The sequence below is a fragment of the Hallerella sp. genome (assembly GCF_022776125.1).
GTDB lineage: Bacteria > Fibrobacterota > Fibrobacteria > Fibrobacterales > Fibrobacteraceae > Hallerella > Hallerella succinigenes.
The window spans coordinates 12,337-23,094 of sequence record NZ_JALFIA010000026.1; the positions used below are offsets into that span (position 1 = coordinate 12,337).

11 protein-coding genes are annotated in these 10,758 nt (G+C 48.7%); 7 read left to right on the forward strand and 4 right to left on the reverse strand.

Going from position 1 to position 10,758, the window contains the following annotated elements:
* Positions 1-40: 40 nt before the first annotated feature.
* Entirely contained in the window at positions 41-1,978 is a 1,938-nt protein-coding gene (gene mutL, locus MR847_RS04030; RefSeq protein ID WP_287723009.1) for a DNA mismatch repair endonuclease MutL, read from the reverse strand.
* A 156-nt stretch (positions 1,979-2,134) separates the two neighbouring features.
* Here mutL and MR847_RS04035 point away from each other — a divergent pair, with 156 nt between their 5' ends.
* The 4 genes from MR847_RS04035 (at position 2,135) to MR847_RS04050 (ending at position 6,591) form a co-directional block, all read left to right on the forward strand.
* Positions 2,135-3,394, forward strand: a complete 1,260-nt coding sequence (locus MR847_RS04035) for a hypothetical protein (protein ID WP_146139500.1) — start codon at positions 2,135-2,137, stop codon at positions 3,392-3,394.
* 202 nt (positions 3,395-3,596) lie between these two features.
* Positions 3,597-3,875 carry a hypothetical protein gene (locus MR847_RS04040; RefSeq protein ID WP_287723010.1) on the forward strand — a complete coding sequence of 93 codons (279 nt, stop codon included), beginning with the start codon at positions 3,597-3,599 and terminating at the stop codon, positions 3,873-3,875.
* Positions 3,876-3,996: 121 nt separating this feature from the next.
* Entirely contained in the window at positions 3,997-4,824 is an 828-nt protein-coding gene (locus tag MR847_RS04045; RefSeq protein WP_100425767.1) for a TIGR02147 family protein, read from the forward strand.
* Positions 4,825-5,121: 297 nt separating this feature from the next.
* A complete protein-coding gene (locus MR847_RS04050) occupies positions 5,122-6,591 on the forward strand; it encodes a hypothetical protein (protein WP_287723011.1) in 1,470 nt (489 codons plus the stop codon).
* Positions 6,592-6,608: 17 nt separating this feature from the next.
* Here MR847_RS04050 and MR847_RS04055 read toward each other — a convergent pair whose 3' ends face one another.
* Both MR847_RS04055 and dprA read right to left on the reverse strand, forming a co-directional pair.
* Positions 6,609-6,902 (reverse strand): FtsB family cell division protein, encoded by a 294-nt coding sequence (locus MR847_RS04055; RefSeq protein ID WP_100425769.1) that lies wholly within the window; start codon positions 6,900-6,902, stop codon positions 6,609-6,611.
* Between the two features lie 3 nt (positions 6,903-6,905).
* A complete protein-coding gene (gene dprA / locus MR847_RS04060) occupies positions 6,906-7,805 on the reverse strand; it encodes a DNA-processing protein DprA (RefSeq protein ID WP_287723012.1) in 900 nt (299 codons plus the stop codon).
* Between dprA and mazG the strand changes: the two genes are divergently transcribed.
* Complete coding sequence (mazG, locus tag MR847_RS04065; RefSeq protein WP_287723013.1) at positions 7,804-8,625, forward strand: nucleoside triphosphate pyrophosphohydrolase; 822 nt, start codon at positions 7,804-7,806, stop codon at positions 8,623-8,625. The two genes, dprA and mazG, sit on opposite strands and share 2 nt — an antisense overlap.
* On the opposite strand, the gene MR847_RS04070 is transcribed toward mazG, so the two are convergent.
* On the reverse strand, positions 8,603-8,818 hold the full coding sequence (locus tag MR847_RS04070; RefSeq protein WP_100425772.1) for a hypothetical protein: 216 nt from the start codon (positions 8,816-8,818) through the stop codon (positions 8,603-8,605). The two genes, mazG and MR847_RS04070, sit on opposite strands and share 23 nt — an antisense overlap.
* A 165-nt stretch (positions 8,819-8,983) precedes the next feature.
* On the opposite strand from MR847_RS04070, the gene rimP reads away from it, so the two are divergent.
* Positions 8,984-9,433, forward strand: a complete 450-nt coding sequence (gene rimP, locus MR847_RS04075; RefSeq protein ID WP_100426815.1) for a ribosome maturation factor RimP — start codon at positions 8,984-8,986, stop codon at positions 9,431-9,433.
* Between the two features lie 13 nt (positions 9,434-9,446).
* Positions 9,447-10,730, forward strand: coding sequence for a transcription termination factor NusA (nusA, locus tag MR847_RS04080; protein ID WP_277002139.1), 1,284 nt, complete (start codon positions 9,447-9,449; stop codon positions 10,728-10,730).
* Positions 10,731-10,758: the final 28 nt, after the last annotated feature.

Consider the following 10,758-nt stretch of genomic DNA (forward strand, 5'->3'; position numbering starts at 1 on the left):
AACAGAACGCAAATATCTCACAATAGGATTAATATACAAACTAGCGCTTGAAACGCTTATGGATTTCGCTCAAAGGAAGCCGCATTAAGGTAGGACGTCCACTTGGCGAACTCATCGGATCCTGGGTTGTCAGGAGCGAGGCCATGAGTTGCGTCATTTCTTCTGTACTAAGCTTATCTCCAGCTTGGATCGCGTTGCTCTTTGCCCAAGCTTTGGCAAGCGTTTCTTGGGACGGATTGCCCGGATTTTCGCCTTCAAAGACAGCGGAAACCAGCTCACGGAGTGATTCTACGGAACGGGAGAACTGCAAATCGCGAGGCGTACCGCGAAGTTGGTAAGTATTCTTGCCAAAAAGCTCCAAATGGAAGCCCAGCTGGTCAAAGGTTTCGAGCAGGCTCGGAATCATGCTCGCTTCCGCTGCCGAAAATTCCACAATTTCTGGAAAGAGCAGTTCCTGGCTTTCGAGAGATGCTTGCGCACCTAAGGAATTCAAAGCCTGCTCGTAAAGGATTCTCTGGTGCGCCGCATTCTGATCGATCAGCAAAAGCCCTTCACTATCTTCGCATACAAGGTAAGTATTCGCCAGCTGAAAGAATTGGGGCGGGGTCGACTTATCCATGCGGGTAGGCGGGCGCAGATTCTGCGGCGAGAGCGGAATAATGTTGCCGTTTTCCGGCAAAGAGAAAAGATCTTGGATGATGTCGTCGGGGTCGTCGGACCGGTACTTCGAGGGCTTTTCCCGAACCGTTTTTTTCGCAGGTTGTGGGCAGGGGAAAGGCTTGGGCATCGGAGCGCTTTTTGCAAATGCCGACGGATCCTTGGCAATTGTCGCCGGAGAAAGATCTTGAGTATTTTCTTCTTCTGCGGCAGACGCTTTGCGTGTAAAGAGAGGCTCGGGGTGGTGCGCTAGCATACTCGGGGCGGCGGCCCTTGGCATCGGGCTCGGAGCTGTAATCTCTTCAAGACTGATTGTTGGATGATCTTCTTCCGGCTTTTGGAACGCATTGCGGATCGCGTGATGAACGGCAAGGAAAACATCGTTTTCGTTTGCAAATCGCACTTCGCGCTTGTTCGGGTGCACGTTCACGTCGACGGCGACGTCATCCATTTCTAAAAAAAGAACGGCAATCGGCGCATGGGTGGAACCATAAGGCTCATACGCCCGCGTCACGGCTTTTGTCATCACTGGATTCCAGATCGGTCGCTTTTGTACATAAAAATAAAACTTGCTTCGTTTGTTCTTTAAAGCGTCCGGCGGAACGGCGAATCCCGAAACGCGAATGCCCGCTTCTGCGTAATCGACAGGGATCATGACGCGGGCTGTTCCCGCACCCAAGGCTTCGGCGATACGGCTGCGCAAATCGTTTCCTTCAACACCCGTGAAAACGTCTCGTCCGTTGACTTTGTAATCGATGCGAACGTTCGGGTTTGCTATGGCAAGGCGCGTGACCGTGTCGAGAATGCGCGACGCTTCTAAGGTATCGCTTCCGAGGAATGTTTTGCGCACGGGAGCGTTAAAGAACAGGTCTTCAACGAGAAAACTCGTGCCTCGGGGAGAAGCGTTTGTCGATTTACAGTCCGGCGTGCCGCCGGTTAAATGTACTTGGTGCGCTTCTTCTGCGTTTTCTTCACGGCTTGTGATAGTCAGTTTGGAAACTGCGGCAATCGATGCGACCGCTTCGCCGCGGAACCCATTTGTCGCCAAGTGGAAAAGATCTTCTGCGGTTTTTAACTTGGAAGTCGTGTGCGGTAGATAGCACATATCCAGATCGGCTTCCGACATGCCGCAGCCGTTGTCACGGATCATGATGGAGGATTTTCCTCCTTCCGAAATCTGCACTTCAATGCGTGAGGCTCCTGCGTCTAAAGCGTTTTCCATCAATTCTTTGACAACGGATGCAGGACGTTCCACCACTTCGCCAGCGGCGATTTGGTTGATAACTTCTTCGGGAAGTGCATGAATGCGGGAATTTTCCATGATTCATAATATAGAAAACTGCAAAAAACGCAAAAAAAACGTAAAAAAGCATGATATGCAAATTAGGAAATAACCAAAAGATGCAAAAAAAAGTAAATTTTAAGTATGCAGGACACTAAAATACCGAATGTTTTTTTGAAATTGGCGTATAGCGAGTTGCTCCTTTCGTATTGCACGGAAGATCTTGTCCCGCTCGTTCAAAATGCAAGCGTTTCCAGTCGAAAGTTGATTGAAAATGCTTGGCTGGAAGATGAAATGGTGAGAGTGGAAGACAATGCCCTCATCATTGAAGGTTTTTCGAACTGGCTTCTGTCCAAGGGTGAAAATCTCGACACCTTTGCAGATCGCATGTTTGAAAAAATGAGACATTTGCATTCTGTATCTAAACGAGCCATTTTGCGCTCGTATTTGCCGTATATTCATGATTTTTATGAAATGCCGGACCAACGTCAAGGCGTTTTGCGCTACAATGAAAAGCGCAATCTGTTCCACGAAAACTTGCGTTTTGTGGAAGGACCGGTAGAAGGCGATAACCGTCATGATTTCTTGATCGGTCGCGACAATGGCGCAAGTCATCCTGCTGCGGTCTACTCCGAATGGCTTTTGCGTTCTATGCGGCAAGCTCCTTGCCTGCTGGATCTCCCTGCTTATGAATCCGTTAACCAGCATTCTTGCCTCTGCTCTGCTGAAGAAGCTTTGCTCGGCCGTTTGGCGGGCAGCCAGGAAGGCGATAGCTTCTATGTGAGCGGAATTGCAGTCGGTAAGGTGGTGAAGTTCTCGGAATGCATCGAAAAGCTTCCGATCGATCTTGGCATCTCGGATCTTGGAGACAAACTCTGCGTCCGTGCCGATACCGATGTGATCGATACGTTTACTGGAACGCATCTTCTGTACAAGGGTCGCTATTACGGCGCTCCGGTTTCCATTGCAGAATTCGTTTATACGAAGGATGTGCGTACCAAAGATCCGTTCTTGGGACTCATCTCTTCGCTTGTTCTAGAAGAATACAGCGTGTGGCCGCCGGTCCAGAAGGCACACGATGAACTTCTGCACAAGATCAACCATGTGGCTGAAATCGTTTACTACGAAGCCGATGACTCGATTTCGGTGAACGGCAAGCATTTGATGCGTAACGTGCCGGCTCGTATTCTGCGTAACGTGCTCCGTGAATATTCGAAGACGGGCCGTGAAGAATTCGAAAACCGCGAATTTAAGCGAGATCCGGAAATTTGTATCGATCCGGTGAACCCGAACTTTGAAAGCCGGTTGAACCGTGTCGTGGATCATTTGGAAAAGGTTTCCGACGTGATGAGCTTGAACCGCCATCGTCGCGGGGGCTTCCGTTTTGAACCGCACTGCCATATCGATTTTCGCGAGGAACCGGCTGGAGTTCGCAAGTTGAAAAATAAGCAATAAATAAGAGCAAGTTTAGAGGCTACGATTCTATATTATATACGTAGAATTTGGCGGAAAGGTAAATCCTCTAACAACTCTATCATTGCTCCCCTCCTGGTAAGTTCGGGGTTCGATCCGCCAGCTTTTTGAAATCCTGTGATATAATCGCAGGATTTCTTTTTGTTTCTATTTACATTTGTAAAGGTTGTTAAACGAGATGGCTGTGGAAACTATGGTAAAAAAAATAGATGCAGTTGGATTGGATCGTGAAGGATATACCTTTATCGTTGCGAAAGATGGAACGGTTTACTATACAGGCGAATTGACACGTCATCTGTCGCTCATGTCAAGAACCTCCTGTCAAATGGAAGATATTGCATGGGGCGGTATTTTAAATGACCGCGGCGACTGGGTGCGTCGAAGCTATGACTTTGGAGATGCGCCTACGGTTGAGATTCGCAATGCTGTGATTTCTGCGATTCAAGAGCAAATTTATGCGTAATCTGTATTGCAACTAAAAAGTTGCAACGTTGGGAGGGGCATAAAATCCGTATTCAGGTAGAATACGGATTTTGTTATGGAATCTTATAGAAAGAAGTGTTCAAGGCTAGATTTGTCCTTGCATGAAAAGCGTTTTTGAATATGATGATTATCGGGGGTATTTGAAGGATGTGCATGATTATGGGAATCGTGCGAGCTTTTCTTGGCGTGCGATTTCGTTACGGGCTAATATTACCAATCCGAATTTCTTACGTCAGGTGATGCTAGGGGAACGAAACTTGAGTGAAAAGACGATGGATGTCGTCGGCAAGGCAATCGGCCTTCAAGATGCGGAACTTGAATATTGGCTTTTGCTTGTAAAGCTTGGCCAGTCCGATAAAGATGAGTCAAAAAGGCATTACCGTCAAGAACTCGCTCAATTCCGAGGGGCGGTTAGTCCGGTAAAAATTGGAGAAGGATTTTCTGAATATTATCGGCATTGGTATATCCCTGCGATTCGGGAACTGGTGACGCTTTTTGACTTTAAGGATGATTTTGCCTTGCTCGGAAGATCCGTTTATCCGCCGATCACGGAAAGCGAGGCGAGATCAGCGGTTCAGATCCTTGCGCGTTTTCACTTCATTTATAAGGATGCTGATGGACGGTGGGTGGAATCGGACCGGGCTCTGCGTAGCGGAACTCCGAAGCAACGATCTGCTTTGATTCATTACCATCGGGAAATGCTCGGAAAGGCGTCGGAAGCACTTTTTGCTTTAGATAAGGATAAACGCTTTGTGGGGGGCATGACTTTAGGTGTTTCCAAGGAATGTTACCGGAGAATTCTTGCGGAAACGGAAAAGTTCAAGAACCGTGTTGCGTCACTTGCGCTAAATGATTCTAAAGGCGATAAGGTGATCCAGGTGGCGGTACAAATTTTTCCGATGGGGTATTCACCGGATAGAAATCGATAAGGAGAGAAAATCACGGGAAAATGATTCGATGGATATTTCGTTTTGCTGTTTTAGGGAATCTGTTGTCATTTGCATCTTGCGGTGTGGACGTTGCAGGGGGGACTAGCGAGCATGAAAACGTGCTGAATTCAAAACAGGATTTAGAATTGTTGGATTCAATCAGTTGTTATCAAGTGGAAGCCGGCCGCTGTCGGGACATTGGTTTGGTTGTGCATTCTCATCATGCCGGCTCCACTTCGAAATACAAACCTTGTCGAATGAAAAAGCGTTGCATTTATAAAAGATTATCTTTTTACTATGCATCAAACGATTTTACTTTCTTTGCTTTTGATTACAAGCCTTTTTTCTGCTAACGATTCCACAATCACTGCAGTAACATTGCCGGCGGATACGACAGGAAGTGTTGCAGAAGCCGAATTGCCAGTGCAGGATTCGGTTGTAAAAACGACGGTGCAGAATCCAGAAGTAACGTCTGCAGATACGGTTGTGGCTGCGCCTCAAAATATTGAACAGGCGATTCTTGCGGAACCGATGCCTGCTGGTGAAATGGTTCGCCGTGCGCGTTTCTATTTGTTAAAGGCTCTGATTTCGCATAACAAGGAACAGGCCGTTCAGACGATTGAATATTTAAGGTCTCAGTATTCGTCCGTGCTCTGCCCGTTCAGCGGAATGGAAGAAGGCTTGGCCTATATGCATGCTGCCGTATACGATTCGGCGCTCACGGCCTTGGTAAAGGAACGTCGTTTGTTCGCGCCGAAAGCGAGAAAGGCGGTGACGTATGAAGATCAATGCGTGGTCGATGCCCGCAGCAACAATCTGCGTTCGTCTCGCTTGATTCAAGACGAACTGTTCGTGTATCTCGCGGACAATTTCCCCAAAACAGCTTCTCAAATCGACAGTCTCGTTCTCGAAATCCAAAACTCGTCTGTCGAAAATTTCTACAAGGATGCGGCGCCTGCGTTTGTCCCGGTCGTCTTTAATGCATCCTGGGGCCGTACAGAGGCTTCGACCATTCAAAAGGTTTCTACGGCAGGTTCCGCCTTTTTCGCCAAATATCCGGCAAATGAAAACGGCGCATGGCTCGAAGCGAACTTTGTAGAACCGTTGCAAAAACGTGCCTCCAATGAAACAAAGGATTCAAACGATCCGATTCAGAATCATCTGTATACGAGCGGAGTCGGCTTTGAATTCTTGAGCGGTATCGGGATGTTCGCCGGAGACTTGAAAGATGAATTCCATCACAAGTACTGGAGCTATTACGCGGCGGTGCCCATTCAAATTTTCCGCTTTGTCTTTACCCCGTTCCTTTCTTTTGGTACTCTTGAAACGCGCAACAACCGTCAGTTCTCGGACGTGCTCTGGGAAGAAGACAGCGATCTTTACGTTTACTCGAGCGGTATCAGCCTTGGCTTTGTCGTGTTTGACAGCCGCTATGTGAAGTTGGAACCGTTTGTAGGAATCGCTTCGGCGGAATCCATTCTTCCGGATGACAATAGTGATTATTACTATTACGCCGACAAGCCGAACAACAATTACTACCGCTTAAGAAAATATGTGAAGCATGAAAATTCCGTCGAGTATCTTTTAGGGGCAACGGGTGAAGTTCGACTTCTTACGATTGCTTCTCGGAATGTGCATGCTCCGCTGAATTCGATTTCTTTACGTGTCAAGTATATAGCGCAGTTTCTCGATCATGACTTTGGGTACAAAAAGATTGAAGGAGTCTCGCATAAGGTTCTTGCGGGCGTCGGATTCTTTATTTGGTAATGGGAAAAAAAGGCGAATCAGTCGTCGATAAACTGATAAACGTCTTCGCCTTTTTTTGACATGCCGAACTGGGTGCGGGCAATGGATTCGATGTAGAAGGAATCCTTCTGAAGGCGCTCGCCTTCGAGCTTGCGAATTTCGAGAATCTTTTTCAGAGAATCGGCTTCGAATTCTAGGTGGGCAATCTGCTTTTTGAGCTTATACTGATTCCAAAACCCTGTTTCTCCAAACGAAAACGACCACGCCATCGCCGCTAAAATCGTGGCGACCGCCGTGATGGTAAGTTGGATAAGACGCTTCCGAATATTCAAAGATTACTCCGCCGATGAAAAGTGAAATGCGTTTCCGTCTTTGGAATGGACGAGTCCCGCAATTTCCAGCTCTGTCAATATAGCAAAAAGCTCCGAAATCGGAAGAGAGGAACTTGTGCATAACTCATCTAAAGAGTGGGTAAATCCTGCATGTTGGGTAAAAAGAGTTTGTGCGGTATCGCTGATTTGTATGCCCATATGGGGAAGGTCTTGTGGTGTGATGTCGGAGAGACGCTTGCTTCCGCAGAGGTCCGCAAAATCTTTGGTATTCCAAATGGGAGTGGCGATGCCTGATGCGAGGCAGTCGAGCGGACCCTGGGCATTTGAAGAAAGCAGGTTTCCTGGCACGGCGAGAACTTTTCGTCCGAACTTTTGGGCGTATTCCACGGTGATCATGCCTCCGCCGTGTTTTTTACTTTCGACAAGCGTGACGCTTTTAGAAAGCCCTGCAATGATGCGGTTCCGCATGGGGAACATGAATTTGAGTGAAGCCTTATCGCCCGGGTATTCCGAAACGATAGCGCCACCCGCTTCGAGGATGCGATGGGCAAGAATCTTACGTGTCCCAGTGATTTCCGCTTCGATGCCCTGAGCGATAATCGCAACGGTCGGAATGGAAAAATGAATGGCTGCGGTATGACAGAAACTGTCAATTCCTTGGGCGAGGCCGGAAACGACAACCGCATCGGTTCCGCAAAGGCTTTGCAAAAGTTTTTGGCAAATTTCTTCGGCGCTATCGCTTGCGCGACGGGTGCCGACCATGGCGATCCAGGATTTTTCAAAGCTCGGCAGGGATCCGCGGTAATAGAGCGCTTCGGGGGAGCCTGGAATTTCACGGAGGACGGCGGGGAAGTCTTCTCGTTTCAGTTCTTGGACGGGGAAATTATTAGTTTTGATTTCCATGAAATACTCCTTTGCAGATTTGGTAAAGATTATGCAGCGGCTCCGTTCCAAAGATGGGTGCCCGTGGGATAGAAAGCAGACGACGCAGAGCCTTCTCCCGTATTTGATTGAAGAATCTTCGGAATTTATCGATGCCGCACAGGCAAACGATAAGGCGCACATGTGCGAAGAACTCGGCGACGTACTTTTTCAAGTAGTATTTCATTCCCAGGTCGCAAGCGAACGTGGCGAATTTGATATTGACGATGTGACAGATGCGATTTGCGCAAAGATGATGCGTCGTCATCCGCATGTATTCGGCAACTCGCATGTGAAAAATGCGGACGAGGTTTCGAAACGCTGGGAAGAAATCAAGGCGACGGAAAAGAACAACGAGGAAATGAAGGACAAGTCCGTGATGGACAAGGTTTCCCGCAGCATGCCTACACTTGCCCGCGCCCAGGACATGGGACGCCGTGCCGCTAAAAACGGTTTTGACTGGAAGGGAAACGAACCTGTCTTTGCCAAGGTTCACGAAGAGTTCAACGAATTCTTGGAAGAATATAAGAAGTCGACAGAAGAAGATCCGAACCGCGACCGCATGGAAGAAGAATTCGGCGATCTGCTGTTTACGCTTTGCCACTTGGCGCGTCACGTCGGGTTGAATGCCGAAACGGCTTTGAATCGTGCCACGCATAAGTTCGACGCTCGCTTTCGCACATTGGAAAAGCTCGCCAAGGCAAAATACACCGAAAAGTCCCTGCAGGAACTTACTCCCGAGGAATTGCTCGCTCTTTGGAGCGAAGCCAAAGCGGAAGCTAATCAAAAATCAGGTTATTGACGGAAAGACCTACGAAAAAGACGAGCAGGTAGCCGTACCAGAGAACCGTCAGCGGGTAATTCATCACGCGCTTCGGTTTGCTTTCAATCGTCTTGTTTTTTTCTGCAATACGGATCAAGTTCCGTCTAAAATAGAAGGCGGTGATGGCTGTGCCAATGAGACTTGCCAAGATGCAAAGGATTGTCGAAAGCATGTCCCAAAAATAGATATTTTTCGGATTCTAGAAGGATATTTGCCAAATCAAGCCCAAAATGCACCAATTTGGATCCGCTCAGTTGCCCGATTCCGTCAAATTTTCTCTATTTGTTGCCGTTGACGGCTCGTTTATGTAAACGATCCTTTCTTTTATGAGGTGTTTTTGGATAACCGGGAAAAACTGAATTCCTTGATTGCCGCGGCTTGTGAAGCCGTTGGAGCTGAACTTGTCGAATTTGACATGTTCAAGGCTGGCAAACGCGAAGTCCTTCGCATCTATATTGATAAGGCAAACGGTGTAGACGTGGAAGATTGTGCGGCGGTGAGCCGTCGTCTTTCCGATGCGCTGGACCAGGATGAATCCCTCATCGAAGGTGCATTTACCCTGGAAGTCTCTTCTCCCGGGATCGACCGTCCCCTCAAGTCCACTCGCGATTTCGAACGCAACCTGAACCAGTTGTTGCGCATTACCCGCGAAACGGGTAAGCCGCTTACCGGCACTCTGACTGCGGTGGATGAACAGAATTTAGCCCTGTCTGTAAAAGGCGTGACAGACGCGGTCTTGGTTTCTCGGTCCGAGATCCTCTCTGCCAAAGTAGAAGTTCAATTCTAAAATAAAGGCTCTTATGACAACGAAGAATAAGGAACCCCAGATCAATTTACTCGATGCGCTCAAGACCGTCGTCGATACAAAGAACATCGATAACTCTATCGTCGAAGGCGCTTTGAAGGATGCCTTGATTACGGCAGCTCGCAAGTATCTGAACATTGATAAGCACTTTGATGTGAAGATTGACGGAGAAACGAATGAAATTTCGATCGCTCTCGTCGTTGATATTGTGGACGATTATCCGGACTACGACCCGTCGCTCGATGCAGAAACCGTTCAGGAAATGGACGAACACTACATGCTCGTCGAACAGGCTCGCGACTTGAACCCGGACGTCCAGCCGGGCGATCACCTCGAAATGGAACTCCCGGTCTCCGCATTCGGCCGCCAGGCAATCCAGACCGCTAAGCAGTTCCTCATCCAGCGGATTCGCGATGCAGAACGCAGCAAGATTGTGGACACCTACCGCAACCGTATCGGCTCGATTGTGAACGGTGAAGTTCTCCGTATCGAAAGCCGCAACGCTATCGTTTCGATTGGCCGTCAGACCGAGGCGGTTCTCCCGTTCAAGGAACAGCTCCCGAAGGAACGCTTTGCCCAGGGCAGCTCCGTGAAGGCTGTCATTAAGGATGTCGCTGACTCCGCCAAGAACGGCGCTCAGGTGATCCTCTCCCGTACAAGCGAAATGTTCCTCTATGAACTCTTCCGTCAGGAAGTGCCTGAAATCTTTGAAGGCGCTGTGGAAATCCGTGGCGTGGTCCGTGATCCGGGCTATCGTGCAAAGATCTCCGTTGCTGCTCGCGATGCTCGTATCGACCCGGTCGGCGCTTGTGTCGGCATGAAGGGGGCTCGCGTTCAGGCTGTCGTCCGTGAACTCGGTAACGAACGTATCGATATCGTTCACTGGAATCCGGATCTGATCACGTTCATTCGCCACGCTCTTTCTCCGGCGAATATCGTGAAGTACTTTGAAATCCCGGGCATCCGTCGCATCGTCATCGTGATTGCCGATGAAGACCTCGCCCAGGCAATTGGCCGTAACGGTCAGAACGTCAAGCTCGCTTCCCAGCTTGTGGAACGGGATCTCGACGTGTTTGGAGAAAAGGAATGGTCCGAAAAGAGCGATGAAGACAAGCAGAAGATTTTGACCGCTCGTCCGAATGAACTCGCTAAGGCTGAAGAACTCCGCGCTCAGGAAGTCACCTTGTTCAAGGATGAAGTTCCTAGCGAAGCCGAACCGGCACCGGAGGATGAAGCTGTGTCGGCTGAAGAAAATTCGGATCAGGAAGGTCAGGTTTAAGAAGTAGAAGCTTATTGGAGCAAAAGCA

Excerpts from the sequence above, each read along its gene's own strand:
- mutL (WP_287723009.1), bottom strand. The coding sequence starts at position 1,978 with ATGGAAAATTCCCGCATTCATGCACTTCCCGAAGAAGTTATCAACCAA.
- MR847_RS04050 (WP_287723011.1), top strand. The coding sequence starts at position 5,122 with ATGCATCAAACGATTTTACTTTCTTTGCTTTTGATTACAAGCCTTTTT.
- dprA (WP_287723012.1), bottom strand. The coding sequence starts at position 7,805 with ATGGAAATCAAAACTAATAATTTCCCCGTCCAAGAACTGAAACGAGAA.
- nusA (WP_277002139.1), top strand. The coding sequence starts at position 9,447 with ATGACAACGAAGAATAAGGAACCCCAGATCAATTTACTCGATGCGCTC.
- mazG (WP_287723013.1), top strand. The coding sequence starts at position 7,804 with ATGAAATACTCCTTTGCAGATTTGGTAAAGATTATGCAGCGGCTCCGT.
- MR847_RS04070 (WP_100425772.1), bottom strand. The coding sequence starts at position 8,818 with ATGCTTTCGACAATCCTTTGCATCTTGGCAAGTCTCATTGGCACAGCC.
- MR847_RS04045 (WP_100425767.1), top strand. The coding sequence starts at position 3,997 with ATGAAAAGCGTTTTTGAATATGATGATTATCGGGGGTATTTGAAGGAT.